Origin of the sequence: Actinoallomurus sp. CA-142502 (assembly GCF_050936355.1) — a bacterium.
In the GTDB taxonomy this organism is placed as follows: Bacteria; Actinomycetota; Actinomycetes; order Streptosporangiales; family Streptosporangiaceae; genus Actinoallomurus; species Actinoallomurus iriomotensis.
The window spans coordinates 7,150,651-7,167,358 of the sequence record NZ_JBNJMY010000001.1 but is presented as its reverse complement, the minus strand read 5'-3'; the positions used below and the strand labels follow the sequence as shown (position 1 = coordinate 7,167,358).

16 protein-coding genes are annotated in these 16,708 nt (G+C 72.3%); 10 read left to right on the top strand and 6 right to left on the bottom strand.

Features of this window, described 5'->3' with window-relative positions; translation table 11 throughout:
* Positions 1-5: 5 nt before the first annotated feature.
* On the top strand, positions 6-845 hold the full coding sequence (locus ACQEV1_RS33780) for an EamA family transporter (protein WP_433399157.1): 840 nt from the start codon (positions 6-8) through the stop codon (positions 843-845).
* Positions 846-979: 134 nt separating this feature from the next.
* On the opposite strand, the gene ACQEV1_RS33775 is transcribed toward ACQEV1_RS33780, so the two are convergent.
* Positions 980-1,519, bottom strand: a complete 540-nt coding sequence (locus tag ACQEV1_RS33775; protein ID WP_433399154.1) for a GNAT family N-acetyltransferase — start codon at positions 1,517-1,519, stop codon at positions 980-982.
* A gap of 326 nt (positions 1,520-1,845) precedes the next feature.
* Between ACQEV1_RS33775 and ACQEV1_RS33770 the strand changes: the two genes are divergently transcribed.
* Complete coding sequence (locus ACQEV1_RS33770; RefSeq protein ID WP_285630072.1) at positions 1,846-2,358, top strand: hypothetical protein; 513 nt, start codon at positions 1,846-1,848, stop codon at positions 2,356-2,358.
* 273 nt (positions 2,359-2,631) lie between these two features.
* On the opposite strand, the gene ACQEV1_RS33765 is transcribed toward ACQEV1_RS33770, so the two are convergent.
* On the bottom strand, positions 2,632-4,686 hold the full coding sequence (locus ACQEV1_RS33765; protein WP_433399151.1) for a protein kinase domain-containing protein: 2,055 nt from the start codon (positions 4,684-4,686) through the stop codon (positions 2,632-2,634).
* A 195-nt stretch (positions 4,687-4,881) separates the two neighbouring features.
* Here ACQEV1_RS33765 and ACQEV1_RS33760 point away from each other — a divergent pair, with 195 nt between their 5' ends.
* The gene (locus ACQEV1_RS33760) at positions 4,882-6,018 is read left to right on the top strand and encodes an FUSC family protein (RefSeq protein ID WP_285572829.1); all 1,137 of its coding nucleotides are present in this window, start codon (positions 4,882-4,884) and stop codon (positions 6,016-6,018) included.
* A 19-nt stretch (positions 6,019-6,037) separates the two neighbouring features.
* Here ACQEV1_RS33760 and ACQEV1_RS33755 read toward each other — a convergent pair whose 3' ends face one another.
* The 3 genes from ACQEV1_RS33755 to ACQEV1_RS33745 form a co-directional block, all read right to left on the bottom strand.
* Complete coding sequence (locus tag ACQEV1_RS33755) at positions 6,038-6,661, bottom strand: hypothetical protein (RefSeq protein WP_433399148.1); 624 nt, start codon at positions 6,659-6,661, stop codon at positions 6,038-6,040.
* Positions 6,662-6,792: 131 nt separating this feature from the next.
* Positions 6,793-7,581 (bottom strand): SDR family NAD(P)-dependent oxidoreductase, encoded by a 789-nt coding sequence (locus tag ACQEV1_RS33750; protein WP_285630079.1) that lies wholly within the window; start codon positions 7,579-7,581, stop codon positions 6,793-6,795.
* Positions 7,582-7,938: 357 nt separating this feature from the next.
* Entirely contained in the window at positions 7,939-8,694 is a 756-nt protein-coding gene (locus tag ACQEV1_RS33745; RefSeq protein WP_285630081.1) for a pirin family protein, read from the bottom strand.
* Positions 8,695-9,034: 340 nt separating this feature from the next.
* Between ACQEV1_RS33745 and ACQEV1_RS33740 the strand changes: the two genes are divergently transcribed.
* A complete protein-coding gene (locus ACQEV1_RS33740) occupies positions 9,035-9,433 on the top strand; it encodes a hypothetical protein (RefSeq protein WP_285572823.1) in 399 nt (132 codons plus the stop codon).
* A 111-nt stretch (positions 9,434-9,544) separates the two neighbouring features.
* Here ACQEV1_RS33740 and ACQEV1_RS33735 read toward each other — a convergent pair whose 3' ends face one another.
* Positions 9,545-10,150, bottom strand: a complete 606-nt coding sequence (locus ACQEV1_RS33735; protein WP_433399143.1) for a TetR/AcrR family transcriptional regulator — start codon at positions 10,148-10,150, stop codon at positions 9,545-9,547.
* Between the two features lie 54 nt (positions 10,151-10,204).
* Here ACQEV1_RS33735 and ACQEV1_RS33730 point away from each other — a divergent pair, with 54 nt between their 5' ends.
* From ACQEV1_RS33730 to ACQEV1_RS33705, 6 genes are all read left to right on the top strand, one after another.
* On the top strand, positions 10,205-11,110 hold the full coding sequence (locus ACQEV1_RS33730; RefSeq protein ID WP_433399140.1) for an SDR family oxidoreductase: 906 nt from the start codon (positions 10,205-10,207) through the stop codon (positions 11,108-11,110).
* A 61-nt stretch (positions 11,111-11,171) separates the two neighbouring features.
* Positions 11,172-12,020, top strand: a complete 849-nt coding sequence (locus tag ACQEV1_RS33725) for a patatin-like phospholipase family protein (RefSeq protein ID WP_433399137.1) — start codon at positions 11,172-11,174, stop codon at positions 12,018-12,020.
* A gap of 18 nt (positions 12,021-12,038) precedes the next feature.
* Positions 12,039-13,016 (top strand): 1-acyl-sn-glycerol-3-phosphate acyltransferase, encoded by a 978-nt coding sequence (locus ACQEV1_RS33720; protein ID WP_433399134.1) that lies wholly within the window; start codon positions 12,039-12,041, stop codon positions 13,014-13,016.
* A 220-nt stretch (positions 13,017-13,236) separates the two neighbouring features.
* Complete coding sequence (locus ACQEV1_RS33715; protein WP_285630092.1) at positions 13,237-14,892, top strand: sensor histidine kinase; 1,656 nt, start codon at positions 13,237-13,239, stop codon at positions 14,890-14,892.
* Positions 14,883-15,590, top strand: coding sequence for a response regulator (locus ACQEV1_RS33710; RefSeq protein WP_285630095.1), 708 nt, complete (start codon positions 14,883-14,885; stop codon positions 15,588-15,590). Before ACQEV1_RS33715 ends, ACQEV1_RS33710 begins: the two co-directional genes overlap by 10 nt.
* Entirely contained in the window at positions 15,590-16,672 is a 1,083-nt protein-coding gene (locus ACQEV1_RS33705; RefSeq protein WP_285630097.1) for an Hsp70 family protein, read from the top strand. Before ACQEV1_RS33710 ends, ACQEV1_RS33705 begins: the two co-directional genes overlap by 1 nt.
* Positions 16,673-16,708: the final 36 nt, after the last annotated feature.

Sequence of the window (16,708 nt, the reverse complement as noted above, 5' to 3'; positions counted from 1 at the left end):
CGGGCGTGGGTGCGCTCCTCGCGCTCGCGTCGGCGGTGTGTTACGGGCTGTCGGACTTCGCCGGCGGGCTGCTCTCACGCCGTGCGGGCTTCGTCGCCGTCGCCCTCGCGGGGCAGCTCGGCGGCCTCGTGCTCGCGCTGGCCGCGGCCCCGGCGTTCCCGGTGACCGCGGTGCCGGTGTCCGACCTCGGCTGGGGCGCGCTGTCCGGAGTCGGCACCGGGCTGGGCATGCTCTTCCTGTTCCGGGGCCTCAGCCGTGGCGCCATGAGCATGGTGGTGCCGGTCAGCGCGGTCAGCGGCGTCGCGCTGCCCGCCGTGGTCGGCGTCGCGTTGCTCGGCGACCACCCCTCGGCGCTCTCCTGGCTCGGCATCGCCGTCGCCGTGCCCGCGCTGTGGCTGGTCTCCCGTGGCGAAGGCGCCGGCGGACGGCGCACGGGCGCGTCCGCGTTCGACGGCCTGCTCGCCGGCACCGGCATCGCCCTGCAGTACGTCGCGCTGGCCCAGGCCGCGCCGCGCGCGGGTGTCTGGCCGGTCGTCACGGGACGCCTGGCCGCGGCGCTCACCATCCTCCCGCTGCTGGTGACGGCCGGGGCCGCCGCGCGGCGCGCGGGTGGACGCCAGGTGCTCCTCGCGGCGGGCACGGGCGCCATGGCCGCCACCGCGCTGATGTTCTACCTGGCGGCGACGCGGGAGGAACTGCTCGTCGTGGCGGTCGTGCTGTCCTCCTTCTACCCGGCGATCCCGGTCCTGCTGGGCATCACCGCCCTGCGCGAGCGGCTGAGCGCGCTACAGACCGCCGGCCTCCTCGGCGCCGCCGCCGCGATCGGCCTGCTCACACTCGGCTAGTGCTTTGACCGGGAAGGTCCGCCGGGTCGGCGGTTCCAGCGGTTGGATGTCCTGAGACGTCCGATCCGACCGTTGGGGGGTGTGGTGGCTGAGCCTGTCCGTGTGCGCAGGTACCAGCGACCGAGCCGAGAGCGTCAGACCCTCACGCCACGCGCGATTCGGTACAGCACGTTCGGACGCAGTGGCCCTTCGGGCGCGGTGGGGTCCTCGAAATCCTCAGCCGGGTCTCGGGTCATGCCGATCCGGCGCATCACCGCTTGGGAACGCAGGTTGGTAGCAGTCGTCACTGCGAGGATCTCGGGAAGTTCAAGCGTTTCGAAGCCGAAGGCCAGGCCGGCCAAGGCGGCCTCGGTGGCGTAACCCTGGCCCCAGACCGAGCGAGCGAGCCTCCAACCGATCTCTACTCCCGTGAACGGCATGCCATCATCCACCTGATCCAAGCCCGCGAAGCCGATGAACTCGCCCGTGGCCTGCAATTGAACTGCCCACCATCCGTAGCCCCGCTGGTCGAACTCGGCCTGGAACCGCGCCACGGAGGCATCGCTCTGTTCACGGGTGAGCAGGTCGCCCAGGTACTCCCGGACCTCAGGATCAGCATTCATCGCCGCCCACGGTTCGAAGTCGGAGTCTTGCCATCGACGGAGTACGAGGCGATCGGTACGCAGCTCGACCATGCTGCCCAGCCAACGTGAGCGCTGTCCCCAAGGCAATCCATTTTCTTCGGGACTGCCACCGCCGGTCAGAAGGAGAACGCACGGCTGGCTCCAAGACTGACGAAGCGACCACCGCCCCGGCGAACCTTCCCGGTCAGAGCACTAGCGGCCGGAAATGTCGGACCGGGCGGGAGCCGGTGTTCCTCTCGAGGGGTTCTCCTGGCAGGAGAATCCTCTCCTGTCAGGAGAAGCCCGCCATCGGCTACCCCCGCCTCCGGCACTGTGACGCATCATCAGGAGTCACTCGGCCGGTTGCGGTGGCGTCGGTGCTGTGGTCGGGTACGGACGTGCGAGCCGACGATCCGCGGGACGAGCCGGACGCCCTGCGCGCGGTGCTGGCGAACGTGGACCGGAAGCCGCCGGCGGGCTGGGCCGCGGTGCGCGCCTTCGAGGCCGCGCACGCGATCGAGCTGCCCGCGCCGTTCCGCGGCTTCCTCGCCACCGTGTCCGACGGATGCCCGGCGGGCCCGCCCGCGTACGGGCTGTCCGGTCTCGGTGCGCTGACCGGGCCGGAGGCCGACGCGACGCTCGCGCGGCCGTTCCCGCTGACCTCCGCCCGGTTCTGGGACGAGGAGACCGGGCCGGCGAAGGGGGACGGCACCGTCCACCTCGGCACCGACGGCTGCGCGATGGACTGGCGGCTGGTCGTGACCGGCGAGCACCGCGGGCACGTCTGGCAGTTCACCGACGTCGGCGCCCAGCCGTTCGGCCGGCCCTTCGGGTACACCACCGCCGAACCCGGGTTCGGCGGCTGGCTGCGCCACTGGGCGGCCGGCCGCGACTGGTTCGACGCGGACTGATTCGACACGGGCTGATTCGACACGGGCTGATTCGACACGGGCTGATTCGACACGGGCTGATTCGACACGGGCTGATTCGACACGGGCTGAGCCGCGTGGCCTCGGCTCCGGGCGGCGGGTGGGTCAGCCGATGGGCCGACGCGGGTCAACAGGTCCTCGCCCGCGGGGCCGGAGCCGGACTCGTCGACGACGTACGCGGTGCGTCGGCCACCTCGACGCGGTCGGGGTTCGCGCCGGTAGAGACCGCGTCCGGGCCGGACGGCGGGCCGGGGCTCAGGACCAGTCGGGGTGGGCGATGCCCAGGTCGCCGGCGGAGACGGGCATCGCGCCCGTGCCGTCGACGCGGATCGCCCAGATGCTCTGGTGCGCCGTCTCGCCGCGGGCGGTCGCGATCCAGGTGCCGTCGGGGGAGAAGGTCGGGTCCATGTCGCGGGTCGCGGTCGAGGTCAGCCGGCGCGGCGTGCCGGTGCCGTCGGAGGGGGTGAGCCAGACGTGGCGCGCGTCCTTGGCCGGCTGCTCGGTGTAGGCCATCGTCCCGCAGTCCGGCGAGAACGACGGGTCGTTGACGTCGTGGTCGTCGTGGGTGACCTGGGTCCACGAGCCGCCCGCCGTACCCGCGTCGACCGTGTAGATCTGCTGGGTCCCGCTCTTCTTGCTCCAGAACGCGACGCGGTTTCCGCACCAGGCCGGGTCGTCCTTGTCGGCGCCGTCGCCGGTGAGCCGCAGCGGTGTCTCCGGGTGGGCGATCGTGATCACGGCGATCTGCCGTCCCGACGGCGTCTTGGCGACGATCGCGATCTTCTTGCCGTCCGGTGACCAGGCGCTGCGCGTGCGGCCGTCGACGATGTTCGTGATCATCCGGGGTGTCCCGGTGCCGTCGGCGTTCGTGATCCACAGCTCGTTGACCGTGGCGCTGACGTTCCGGGTGAAGGCGATCTGCTTCCGGTCCGGCGACCAGCGGGGCAGCATGTCGCACTTGTCGTCGTCGCTGATCACCTTGGCCGCCACGCGGGTGGTCGGGACGAGTCTGCCGATGCTGCCGTAGCAGCGGCTCGGCCAGCCGCTCTGCCGGTCGATGCGCACGAGCAGGCCGGCCTTCGGCAACGGCGCCGGTCCCGACCCGCCCGCGGCCCCGGTGGGCTTCCCGCCGTCGTGCCGGGTGAGCAGCCAGCCGGTCACCGCCGCCGCCGCGACGACGACCGCCGCCGCACCGGCCAGGAGCACCCTGCCCCGGCCACGCCACCGGGCCGGAGACCCGCCGTCCGGAGGCATCGGCCGGGTCGGGTTCGCGGTCGGGGCCGTACGCTCCGGCGTGACCGCGACGGTGTGTCCCGGACCGCCGGGCATGCCGGAGCCGGCCGCGACGGTGTGGCCGGGCCCCTCCGGCGGCCCGGAGAGCGGCCCCGGCGGGAACGAGCCCTGACCGGGGACGGGACCCGCCGGCGGTATCGGCGGCTGCCAGGCCGTCAGCTTGCCCAGCACCGCCGCCTCGCTGGTCTCGCCGCCGACCAGGGCGAGCAGCAGGTCTCGTGCGGTCGGGCGGTTGTGCGGGTCCTTGTCCAGCGCCGCCCGTACGAGCCGGTCCAGGGGAGCGGGCAGGTCGCCGATCTCCGGGTCGCCGTGCACCAGCCGGGCCGACATGACCGAGAAGTCGCCGGTGCCGAAGGGATTGACGCCGTTGCGCGCGTACGCGACGAGGCATCCCCACGAGAAGATGTCGACCGCGGTCGTCACCTGCTGCCGCAGGATGCGTTCCGGCGCCATCCAGCCGGGACTGCCGACGAGCTGGCCCGTCATCGTCAGCCCGGAGGCGGCGTCGAGGGCCTGGGAGATGCCGAAGTCGATGACGCGCGGCCCGGAGAAGGACAGCATGACGTTCGCGGGCTTGAGGTCGCGGTGGATCAGCCCGGCCGCGTGGATGGCGACCAGGGCGGCGGCCACCCCGACCGCCACGCCGTGCAGCATGCCGGGCGACAGCTCGCCGTTCTGCTTGACGTAGTCCTTGAGCGAGACGCCCTCGATGTACTCCGTCACCATGTAGGCGCGGCCGCCGGACTCGCCGTGGTCGAGCACCTGGGCGGTGCAGAACGACGCGACCCGCCGGGCGTTGGTCACCTCGTCCTGGAAGCGCGTGAGGAACCCGGCGTCCTGCGCCAGTTCCGCGCGCACCACCTTGATCGCCACCTGGCGTCCGTCCGGGCCGCGCCCGAGGTAGACGGCGCCCATGCCGCCCTCGCCGAGCCGCGCCTGGAGCGCGTACGGACCCACCTGCTCGGGATCGCCGGGCCGCAGTGGTGTCCCCGCGCCCGTACGTCGTTGACCGTCCACCGCAGCTCATCTCTTCGCGCCGACTTATGACCGTACTCCGCGAAGACCCGTCCGGACATGCCGGAAAACCCTGATCCGCGGTACGTCTTTCTTCGACGCGCGGAACCGCCCGGACGATCGGCGCGACGGCCGGAAAGGCATCGCGTATCAACCGATCGCGTGTTAGCCGACCGATTTGCGGGGCAGGCGTGCCCCATGGTGGTACGCCCGGTCGCGTGGCTGCGCTGGCACGCCGGATACGCGCTCCGGTCGCTGCGGCGCGCTCTTCGCGGGCCGAGTCGTGAGCGCGACCTGCTCGTCCAGTCGGCCAAGTCCGCGGTCGCGGCGGCCCTCGCGTGGCTCGTCGCGTACGAGGTGCTGCACGCGCCGCTGGCGTCCCTCGCCCCGTGGGTCGCCCTCGTCATGGTGCACACCACGGTGTACCGCTCGGTGGTCAAGGGCCTGCAACAGGGGTTCGCGGTGGTCTTCGGGGTGGTCGTGGCGACCGCCGGATTCGCGCTGGCCGGCGACCGTACGGTGGCCCTCATCGCCGTGCTGCTCGTGACGATGCCGCTGGTCAACCTGCGGACCTTCGGCGACCAGGGGATCTACGGCCCGCTCACCGCGGTGCTCGTGGTCACCTCGGGTCAGCCCAGCGCGCACGCCATGGGCTGGCGTCTCCTCGAGACCGGGCTGGGGATGGCCGTCGGGGTGCTGGTCAACGCCCTCATCCTGCCTCCGACGCACCTGCGCGACGCCCACGAGGCGGTCACGGGCGTGGCCGAGGAGATCGCCGGTCAGCTCGACCGGCTGGGCGACGGTCTCGCCGGAGAGTGGGACGTCAACGACGCGCGCGACTGGCTGCGCCGGTCGGACGACCTGAGGGCCCGTACGGAGGACGCGTGGTCCGCGATCCGGCGGGGCCGGGAGAGCATGCGGATGAACCCGCGTTCGCGGCCCGGCCGGCGGGGCGAGGACCTGTCCGCGGTGCTGCTGCCGCTGGAGGTCGTGGCCAAGCAGACGCAGGGCATCTGCCGGACCCTCGTCGACGCCGCCGAGGAGGGCATGCCCGACCCCGACCCCGGGTTCCTCGCCGTGTACGCCGAGATGCTGTGCCACGGCGCCACGGTCGTCCGCGCCTACCGGCGCCGGCGCCTCGACACGGGCGCCCCGGACCTGCCGGCCGTCCTGGACGCGGCGCGCGAACACAGCGGTCACCTGCACGGACGTCTGCGGGCCGATGAGTTCCGGCTCGACGGATGGCTGATCCACGGACCGCTCCTCATCGAGATCGACCGGATGCTCACCGGCCTCGCGGACGACCAGGACCTGTCCTACGGACGTGAGCCGTGAGACGGACCCCGGCGCGGCGTCACGCCATCGGACCGACCCAGCCGGGCCGGTACGGTGCGACGGGACGGGCCGAGCCCGCGTACGGCGGCACGATCGGGCCGCTCCAGCCGGGGTAGTACGACGGCAGGACCGCGAGGGTCTCGGCCACCGGGCGGTCGTTCGGCACGCAGCGCGCCGTCACCGTGCCGATGGCCGGGCCGGTCACGGTGATCTTGAGGCGGCCGACGGTGAGCACGTGGGTGCCGCTGACGGTAGGCGTCCAGTCGCCGGTGAGGTCCCCGCGGATCGGCTGGCCCACCGGCACGTAGCCGCCGGAGCCGGTCACGCGGAACGCGCTGTTCTCCGCGCCGCCGACGTTGATCCACGCCGAGGCGCTCCAGGCGTCGATGGGCACCGGTGCCCCCGCGCCCAGCCGCGACAGGTGCAGGCGGACGCCGGTCGGCCGGGTCACGGCCGTCTGGCCCGGCGAGGAGAGCCGGCCGTCGAGGACGACGGCCCCGGATCCCAGCATCGGGACGTCGCAGGAGTAGACCGTGGAGAAGCGATCGGCGTACGCGGGCGCCTGCGCGGCGACGAGAGCGAGCCCGCCACCGGTCACGAGCGTGGCGCCGGTCAACGCGTATCCGGCCAGATTCTTGATCATGGAAGAGTCCTCCGAGTTCTGGTGTTCGGAGAGACGTCATCACGCACGCCCGGCCCGCGTGGAGCCCCGGACCCGCGTTTTTGCCACCGCTGGTGACGATCAAAACCGCGCCCAGATCAAGCCGTGAGCCGTCAGGGCAGGATGCTGTCCACGTAGCCGCCGTCCACGCGGAGCGCGCCGCCGGTCGTCGCCGAGGCGTTCTCCGAGCTGAGATAGACCACCATGTCGGCGATCTCCTCCGGCTCGATGAGGCGCTGGATCAGGGAGTTCGGCCGGTGCTCGGCCATGAAGCGCCGCTGTGCCTCGTCCCACGGCAGGTCGGCGCCCACGAGCTCGGCGACGAAGTCCTCCACGCCCTCCGTGTGCGTCGGCCCGGCGATGACGGTGTTGACGGTGACGCCCGTGCCCTTGGCGGCCTTCGCGTACCCGCGTGACACCGCCAGCAGCGCCGTCTTCGTCATGCCGTAGTGCACCATCTCCTCCGGGATGACGACCGCCGAGTCGCTCGCGATGAACTGCACGCGCCCCCAGCCGCGCTCGATCATCTTCGGCAGGTAGTGCCGCGTGAGCCGTACGCCGGACAGGACGTTGACCTCGAAGTAGCGGCGCCACTCGTCGTCGTCGATCTCCAGTACGGGCCGGGGCGCGAAGACGCCGAGGTTGTTGACGAGGATGTCGATCTCGGGCAGCTCGTCGAACAGCCGGGCCGCGCCCTCGGCGGACGCCAGGTCCGCCGCCATGCCCCTCACCGGGCCCGAGTCGCCGGCGAGGTCGCGTACGGTCGCGGCCACCTGGTCGGCGTTCCGTCCGTTGACCACCACGGCGGCGCCGGCGCGGCCCAGCCGGGCGGCGATGGCCCGGCCGATCCCCTTGGTCGATCCACTGACAAGGGCGGTGCGTCCACTCAGATCGATGTCCATAGGGTTCCACCGTACCCAGGCGAACGGTGAGTGATCGCCTACGGTACGCACACGGGAGCCGGGCCTCTCGCGGGGTCCGGCTCGGTCCCGCGCTCGATGGTCGCGCTCGCCTCCTCACTCGCTACACGGACGGCTCGTCCCTCACCGGCCGCTCCGCTCGCTCGTCGGCTCGCCGCACGAATTCGCCGGTCGCGCTCGCCTCCTCACCCGCTACACGGACGGCTCGTACCTCACCGGCCGCTCCGCTCGCTCGTCGGCTCGCCGCGGGTTCTCTGGTCGCGCTCGCCTCCTCACTCGCTACACGGACGGCTCGTACCTCACCGGCCGCTCCGCTCGCTCGTCGGCTCGCCGCTCCGGTCAGGCGGCGATGGTGGCGTGCATCTCCCAGACCAGCACCTCGGACGGCTCGGTGGCGGTGACGCGCCGGCCGCCGGCCGCGGTGAGCCGGGCGGCGTCGCCCGCGTTCAGGTCGCCGGCGCCTTCCAGGGCGACCCCGCCGCGAGGGACGAACAGGTGGACGAACGGCGCCTCGGGCACCTCCACGCTCTGCCCCGCCTCCAGCCGGGCCACGTGCAGCGCCGCGTACTTGTTCTTGATGCGGATCGCGGACCGGTCCTCGTGGCGGGGCATGCCGGAGGCGACCGTGACGAGGCCGCCGCGCAGGAGCTCGTCCTCGATCTCGAGCTGCTCGTACCCCGGCGTGATGCCGGCCTCGTCCGGGACCACCCACATCTGGACGAAGTGCACCGGCTCGGTGGGCTCGGGCCGCCCGGCGGGCCGGTCGTTCTTCTCCGAGTGCAGGATGCCCGTGCCGGCGCTCATCCGCTGCGCCAGGCCGGGGTAGATGACGCCGTTGTGCCCCTCGGAGTCCTGGTGGACGAGCGCGCCGCGCAGCACCCACGTGACGATCTCCATGTCGCGGTGGGGATGGGTCTCGAACCCGGTGCCCGGCTTGACGATGTCGTCGTTGTTGACCAGCAGCAGCCCGTGGTGGGTGTTGGCGGGGTCGTGGTGGTGTCCGAAGGAGAACGAGTGCTTGGAGTCGAGCCACGAGATCTTCGTCGCGAACCGCTCGTCCGCTCGCCGGACCTCGATTCCTGGCCGCACCTTCATGTCGCTCCTATCCTCGATGGTTGAACCTTAAACTACCTGCCCGGCGGCGCTATTCCCCTCGCGCCGCCGCCGGCGTCCGGGGGTGTTCGCGCGGCCGCGGAGTGATCCATTAGGCCGGACCGGGCGGTATTCGTCTCGGTTGATTTCGCATTTCCGCAGGTCAGGCCTTTCTGAAGGACGTGGGATCGGCGGTTCTGAGACCTAACCCGAAAGTGATGGGCCGAACACGCAGAGTGATGCATGATGTTTCCAGATCGAAGGAGGTGAACGAAAGATCTTGACACGGCATCACGACGGGCGTCGGTAGCTCGTCGCCAGCCCCCGAAGGGAGTCGAGTTCGATGCGAAGAACACCGATACGAATCGCCGGAGCGTGTGCTCTCGCCGCGACACTGGCAACGTCCGCGGCCGCGTGCGGCAACGATGACAAGAAAGCCGCCTGTGACAAGCTTCAGGACACGATTTCGCAGGTGAGCCAGAGTGGCATTTCCCAGAACAATGATCCGAACGGGCTGGCTCGCACTTACTACAACAGTGCCACCGCGATAAGGCAGGAAGGGCGGGACTCCGGCGACAGCGATGTCGAGAGCGCGGCCAACGACGCCGCCTCCTCGCTCGAGCAGCTCAGCCAGCAGCTGACGGCGATGGACCGCGGCGACCGGGGCGGACCGCAGTACCCCACGACCGGCACCAGCCTGATGAGCGCCGGCGATCGGATCAGGTCCGCCTGCGACCACTGAAGGCGTCCGTGGGGGACGGATCGGACCGAACCACTGGGCCCGCTTCTCCGGTCGACGGGGGAGCGGGCCGGTCCGTTCGACGGGCCTCGACGGTGGCGGCACGGCGGGTCCTCACTCCGGCTCGTCCCGCATCGACGCGGCCAGCAGCAGTCGGGTGACCTGGTCCAGCGTCGCGCCGGGGGAGTGTGCGTCCGGGTCCAGTGTCGTGTGCAGCACGAAGCCGTCGCCGGCCGCGACGATGAGGGCGGCCATCGGCTCCGGCTCCACCCAGGAGGCGATGAGCCCGGCGTCGCGCAGCTCGCGGATGCTCCCGGCGAGCGCCTCCCGCAGCTCGGCCAGCATCGCCACGATCGGGGCGCGGACCGCCTCGTCGCGCGCCGCCGTCGCCAGCGCCTCCAGGTAGGCGGGCGCGTGCTCGTGCGCCTCGTCGAGCGCCGCCCGCAGCGCCGCGACCGTGGCGAACAGGCCGCCCAGCGGATCGCCCGCGATACCGGTCAGCGCCGTGCGCGCGGGCTCGATCCACGTCCGTACGGCGTCGACCAGGGCCTGTGCGACGAGGGCGTCCTTGGAGCCGAAGTGGTACGTGATCGCCTGGAGGTTCACCCCGGCCGCGGCGGCGATCTCCCGTGAGGTCGTCCGCGCGACGCCGTGGCGGCCGAGCACCTCCAGCGTCGCCCGCAGCAGGCGGGCACGCGTGACCTCTTGGCGTTCACTCATACGAATGTATGATTTTCATCGGTGTGGCTCCTACCGCGAGGAGAGCGTGATCTCATGCCGACGGATCTGCCGACGGACCTGGTGACCGGGGCGTACGGATACACCGGAACCTATCTCAGGCGGCGCCTGGAGAGCGCGGGCCACACGGTCCGTACGCTGACCGGGCACGCGCCCCCCGACGCGGACATCCCGGTGTTCCCCTACCGCTTCGACGACCCCGCCGCGCTCGACGAGGCGTTCGCGGGCGTCACCACCTTCTACAACACCTACTGGGCGCGGTACGCGCCGGGCGGCACCAGCCACCGGGAGGCCGTCGCCAACACCGCCGCGCTGCTGCGGGCCGCCGCGCGGGCGGGCGTCGAGCGCGTCGTCCACCTCAGCATCACCAACCCGGACGCCGACTCGTTCTACGCCTACTACCGCGGCAAGGCCGAGGTGGAGGACCTCGTCGCGGAGAGCGGCCTGACGTACGCCATCGTCCGACCCGGCGTCATCTTCGGCGGGCCGGACATCCTGCTCAACAACATCGCGTGGCTGCTGCGCCGGTTCGACGTGTTCGGCATCCCGGGCGACGGGCGGTACCGGCTGCGCCCGGTGCACGTCGAGGACCTCGCGGAGCTGTGCGTCCGGCTCGGGGCCGAGGAGACCGACACGGTGGTGGACGCGGTCGGGCCCGAGTGGTTCGCCTTCGAGGACCTGGTCGCCGCCGTCGCCGGCGCGATCGGCCGGCGGTTCCGTCCCGTTCACCTCCCGCCGGCGGTCGTCTCCCTGATCGTGCGCGGGCTGTCGCTGCTGACCGGGGACGTCGTGCTGACCCGCGACGAGATCGACGGGCTGATGGCCGAGCTCGTCATGGTCGAGGGCGAGGCCACCTGCCCGACGCGGCTGACGGACCACCTGCGCGACAACGCCGACCGGATCGGCCGCGAGTACCACTCCGAACTGGCCCGGCGCAGGTGAGCCCGAGCCGGGTCGGGCGAGGCCGTGAGTGAACGTCCCGATTGGGTAAGGGGAGCAAGCCGTGGTCGTTCGACGGGAGACGATGGTGGAACATCCCAAAACCGCGTTCGTACTGGGTGGCGGCGGTCTGCTGGGCGCCAACGAGGTGGGCATGCTGCGCGCGCTCGCCGAGGCGGAGATCCGGCCCGACCTCGTCGTCGGCACGTCGGTGGGCGCGTTCAACGGCGCGTTCGTGGCCGCCGACCCGGCGGGCGCGGCCGACCTGCTGACCACGGCGTGGCAGGGGGACGGCGCGGGCTCGGTCTTCTCCGGGTCGTTCATCAGCCGCATGTCCACGCTCATCCGGTCCGGCACTCACCTGCACTCCACCAGCCTCCTGGCCACCGCGATCGACGCGCTCATCCCGGCCGACCGGATCGAGGACCTGGCGGTGCCGTTCCACTGCGTGGCGGCCAACATCGAGCGGGCCGAGGCCCGGTGGTTCACCCGCGGGCCGCTGATCCCGGCGGTGCTCGCGTCGTGCGCGGTGCCCGGCATCCTTCCGCCGGTACGGATCGGGGACGAGCACTTCTACGACGGCGGGCTCGTGCACAGCATCCCGATCGGCCGCGCGCTGCGGGAGGGCGCCCGGACGATCTATGTCCTGCAGGTCGGCCGCATCGAGACCCCGCTCACCAAGCCGGCCCGTCCCTGGCAGGTGGGCCTGGTCGCCTTCGAGATCGCGCGGCGGCACCGGTTCGCCGAGGAGATGGCGGAGCTGCCCGACGACGTGACCGTCCACGTGCTCCCCACCGGGACGACCGGGGCGGGCGGCGCCCTGTCGCAGCTGCGTTACCGCGACGCCTCGCGGGTCGAGGCGAACATCGAGCGGGCGTACCGCGCGACCAGCGCGTACCTCGCGGGCGACTGAGCGGCGGAGCGCGGACTCGTGATCCCCCCGCGGTTCGTCCGGCGAGTGGCCCTCATCCCGCTGCTGGTGGTGGTCACGGCCGTCGCCGTCGTCGTGGGGGCGCCGCTCCTCCTCCTCGGGCTGGTCGTCTCGCGCGGCCGCCGGCGCGTCGCGCGGGTGACGGTCATCGCGGTGTCGTGGCTGGCGATGGAGTGCGTCGTGCTCTGCGCCGCCCTCGCGCTGTGGCCGGCCGGCGGCGACCCGGAGACCGCGCGCGAGCGGCACTACGCGCTGTGCGGCTGGTTCCTCGGCCGGATGTACGGCGTCGCGACGCGCGCGCTGGGCCTGGTGATCGAGATCCAGGAACCGCTGAACGCCTCCTCGGACCGGCCGGTGATCGTGCTGAGCCGGCACGCCGGGCCGGGCGACTCCTTCCTGATCGTGCACTTCCTCCTCAACGTGTACGGGCGTCGGCCACGGATCGTCATGAAGGCGGCCCTGCGGCTGGACCCGGCGGTCGACGTGGTGCTGGGGCGATTGCCCAACGTCTTCGTCACCGGGCGCGAGGAACCGGGCGGGCGGGTGGCGGCCGAGATCGGACGGCAGGCCGCAGCGCTGGCGGGCCGCGACGCGTTGCTGATCTTCCCCGAGGGCGGCAACTTCACCCCACGCCGCCGCGTACGCGCGATCCGCAGCCTGCGCCGCCGGGGCCGCCGGGCCGCGGCGGAACGCGCGCGCGGCATGACGAACGTCCTGCCGCCCCGGGGGGCCGGCACGCTCGCCGCGCTCGCCGCCGCGCCGCACGCCGACGTCGTCTTCGTCGCGCACACGGGCGCGGACGATCTGCTCTCCCCGCGCGACATCTGGCGGAACATCCCGATGGAGCAACCTCTGCGCGCCCGCTGGTGGAGGATTCCCCACGAGGAGATCCCGGAGGAGGATCGGGAGCGCTGGCTCTATGACTGGTGGGAGACCATCGATGCCTGGATCGCGGAGAACCGGCCAGAACAGGGGTAATAGCAGTGCTATGTGGGGCTAGCGCATAGTTCTCGGTACTTCTACCGGGGTAGCCCGGTATCTAATGGTCGGATCCGACGGCAAGCTGATGCCTGGCAACCGGGGACCGTCAGCCGGCGGATTGGCAGAGGGGAGTGTCATGACAGCCGCGGCTCCCTCCACTCCGGCCGCACGGTCTCGCCCGTCGGTCCGGACGGCGGGCTCGCCGCGGTGGAGATCGGTGACGGTCCAGGCGGCGCTGGTGTCAGCCGTGCTCGTCCCCGCGGTGGCCGAGGGGGGGCTCTGGGTCCGGCACCCACTCACGACCGTGGTCAACCTGCTGGTATCCGCTGGGGCCATCGGAGCGGGGGCGCTCCTGGCAGGGGATGCGGAACAGCGGGTCACGGGGTACGTCCTGATCGCGTCGGGGGTCGCGCGACCACTGGAATGGGCGGACGAGTGGGCGTCGGGCCCGGGCCCGTTGTACGCGCAGGTCTTCGAGTACCTGCCGATCACCCTCACCGCGTGGGCCCTGCTGCGCTATCCGTCGGCGTCACTGGGACGGCACCGGCGCGGCTTCATGGTGATCATGGCCGTATGGGTGATCGGGCTCCCGGCGATCGAGGCCTGTGTCGCGCGGCCGGCGTGGGTCGGCATCCCCAATGCCACGCCCGCGACCTGGTGGCCGAACCTGTGGGCGGACCGGCGGCTCTACGACACTCTCGAGTACACGCTGATGGCCGGCTGCGCGCTACTCGCCCTCGGTTTCCTGGTGTTCATGCTGCGGGGGCTGCGCGTCGGCGGCCGGCGTCACCGCGCCGAACGCCTGCCGGTGGCCGCCGCGGGCATCCTCGCGGCGATGGCCTCCGGCCCGGTGGTCGTCATCACCGCGCTCGCCGGCCCGCACGAAGAGGTGTTCGCCATCGAGGGCATGGCCCAGCTGGGCGTGCCCATCGCGTTCCTGGTGTCGCTCGCGCAGCGGCGGCTGACCCGGCTGTCGTCTCTGATGGCCGTCTTCGACACCACGTACCCGACCACACATCTGCTGCGGGAGCTGCTGCGGCACAATCTGCGCGATCCCGGCCTTGACCTGCTCATCTGGTCCGAGGCCGACCGCGGCTACCTGACGGTGGACGGCGAACCGGCCGACGTCGCGACCTCCTCGCGCGACCGCCGCACCATCCCGGTCCACGGCCGCGGGGACCGGCGGCTGGCCTTACTGGTCGTCGACGCCGCCATGGCCGGCGACGGCGAACTGGCCGGTGCCGCGGTGGCCATCAGCAAGCTGGCGATGGAGAACCTCATGCTGTCGCGGCGGCTGCTGACCGCCGACTACGACGCGCGCCAGCTCATCGTGGCCGACCTGCACGACGGGGCGCAAAAGGACCTGTGCGCGCTGCGCGTGGCACTGTCCAAGATCGAGCACGCCGAGCCCGAGCGGGTGCCGGCGCTCGTGGAGACCGCCGACCGGCTCGTGGCGAACGCCCTGCGGGAGCTGCGCGACCTGGCCCACGGCGTCTACCCGCACACGCTGACGCACGCGGGCCTGGCGGCGGCGATCGAGGAGACCGCCGACGGCCTCGGCCTGATCGTGCACCTCACCGCGCCGGAGCACCGCCTGCCGGCGACCGTGGAGAAGACCGTCTACTTCTTCGTCAGCGAGGCGCTGACGAACGCGCACAAGTACGCCGGCACCGTCCATCTCCAGGTGGACGTCCGGCAGTCCGGGGGCGTCATCATCGCCGAGGTCAGGGACGACGGTGTCGGCGGGGCCGACACCGAGGGGCCCGGGCTGGCACGGCTGCGCGACCGCATCGAGGCGTACGGCGGCCGCCTGCACGTCCGCAGCCCGCACGGCGAGGGCACTCACGTGGTCGCGAGGATCCCATGCGTGTGATCGTCGCGGACGACGTCCCGATGCTCCGCGACCTGTACCGGCAGAGCATCCAGGCCCTCGGCGTCGACGTGGTGGCCGAGGCCGCCACGACCGCCGAGCTGCTGGTCCACGTCCGCGGCCACCGGCCCGACGCGGTGCTGGTGGACATCAACTTCGGCGGCCACCTCGGCCGGCCGCAGGACGACGACGGCCTGCGCGCCGCCGAACGGCTGCGCGCGGACCATCCGCGGCTCGGCATCGTGATGTTCTCGGTGCACATGACGCCCGCGTACCTGCGGCGCATCACCGCCATCGGCGACGGCACCCACATCGGCTACCTCGGCAAGGAACGCATCAAGGACGCGCGGACGATCGTCGACGCGCTCGCACGCGTCACCGCGGGGGAGACGGTCATCGACGGCGCGCTGGCCGAGCAGATGCTGCGGACCCGCCGCGTCCAGGACCCGATCGCCCTGCTCACGGCGCGGCAGCGGGAGGCGCTGGAACTCCTCGCCCAGGGCCGTACGAACAAGGCGATCGCCGAGCGGATGAAGGTGGCCGTCCCGACCGTCGAGGCGTACCTCAGCGAGGTGTTCAAGACCCTCGACATCCCGGCGTCGCCCGACGACCACAAGCGCGTCCTGGCCGTACTGGCCTGGCTGCGCAGCGCGGGCCCGAGGCCGTCCGGCGTCCGTACGGCCCAGGGCGTGGAGGAGTGATGGCACCGGCGATCGGCATCGACCTGGGGACCACGTACTCCGCCGTGGCGGCGGCCCGGCCGGGCCGCCGGCCGGAGGTGCTGTGGAACCACGACGGCGACCTGCTCACCCCCTCCGTCGTCCTCCTGTCCGGCGCGGGCGAGGCGCTGATCGGCAAGACCGCCAAGCACGCGACGAAGAACGTCCCCGGCGACTGCGTCGAACTCGCCAAACGACGAGAGGGCGCCGCGGGCTGGACGTTCACCGACTCCCAGGGCGGCGTACGCGGCGCCGAGGAGATCCAGGGTCTGATCCTGCGGCGGCTCGCCGAGGACGCCGCGGCGGCGCTCGGCGAGCCGATCGGCGAGGTGGTGCTCACGGCGCCCGCCCGCGCCGGAGCGGCCGCGCGGCGGGCGTTGAGGAGCGCGGCGGAGGCGGCCGGCCTCACCGTTGCCGGGCTGGTCGACGAGCCCGTCGCGGCCGGCCTGGCCTTCGGGGTCACCCAGGGGACCGTGCTGGTGTACGACCTCGGCGGCGGGACGCTGGAGGTGACCGTGATGACGGTCGACGACGACGGATCCCATGTCCTCGCCACCGACGGCGACCGCCGGCTGGGCGGCTTCGACTTCGACGACCGGCTCATGGCGTACGTGGCCTCGGAGGTGCGGAAGCTGGCCGGCCCGGACCTGCTCGACGGCGGCCGCCGCCAGGCGGAACTGCGGGAACGGTGCGAACAGGCCAAGCACGCGCTCAGCCGCGCGTTCCAGACGCGGCTGTTCATCGCCGGCGCCGACCGGAGCTACACGGTGGAGGTCAGCCGCGAACGGTTCGAACGGATGACCCGGGACCTCCTGCAGCGGGCCGCGGCCGTCGCCGACGCGGCCCTCGGCCGCGCCGGCGTGAGCTGGGCCCGGATCGACCGCATCCTGCTCGTCGGCGGCTCGACACGGATGCCGATGGTCCGCCGGATGATCGAACGACGACTCGGCGGCGTGGCGGACACGACCATCGACCCGGACCAGGCGGTCGCCCTGGGCGCCGCCATCGCGGCCCGCGACGGCCGGACGGGTGCGCTCCGGCTCCATGACGGGGAGCTTCTCTGAGCGATGGCGGGCCGTCCGCCGCCGTCCGGATAATGG

Bases quoted from the DNA above. Each gene is read 5' to 3' on its own strand.
- ACQEV1_RS33775 (WP_433399154.1), bottom strand. From the start codon at position 1,519: ATGGTCGAGCTGCGTACCGATCGCCTCGTACTCCGTCGATGGCAAGAC.
- ACQEV1_RS33740 (WP_285572823.1), top strand. From the start codon at position 9,035: ATGCGAAGAACACCGATACGAATCGCCGGAGCGTGTGCTCTCGCCGCG.
- ACQEV1_RS33705 (WP_285630097.1), top strand. From the start codon at position 15,590: ATGGCACCGGCGATCGGCATCGACCTGGGGACCACGTACTCCGCCGTG.
- ACQEV1_RS33735 (WP_433399143.1), bottom strand. From the start codon at position 10,150: ATGAGTGAACGCCAAGAGGTCACGCGTGCCCGCCTGCTGCGGGCGACG.
- ACQEV1_RS33760 (WP_285572829.1), top strand. From the start codon at position 4,882: ATGGTGGTACGCCCGGTCGCGTGGCTGCGCTGGCACGCCGGATACGCG.
- ACQEV1_RS33730 (WP_433399140.1), top strand. From the start codon at position 10,205: ATGCCGACGGATCTGCCGACGGACCTGGTGACCGGGGCGTACGGATAC.
- ACQEV1_RS33710 (WP_285630095.1), top strand. From the start codon at position 14,883: ATGCGTGTGATCGTCGCGGACGACGTCCCGATGCTCCGCGACCTGTAC.
- ACQEV1_RS33750 (WP_285630079.1), bottom strand. From the start codon at position 7,581: ATGGACATCGATCTGAGTGGACGCACCGCCCTTGTCAGTGGATCGACC.
- ACQEV1_RS33745 (WP_285630081.1), bottom strand. From the start codon at position 8,694: ATGAAGGTGCGGCCAGGAATCGAGGTCCGGCGAGCGGACGAGCGGTTC.
- ACQEV1_RS33755 (WP_433399148.1), bottom strand. From the start codon at position 6,661: ATGATCAAGAATCTGGCCGGATACGCGTTGACCGGCGCCACGCTCGTG.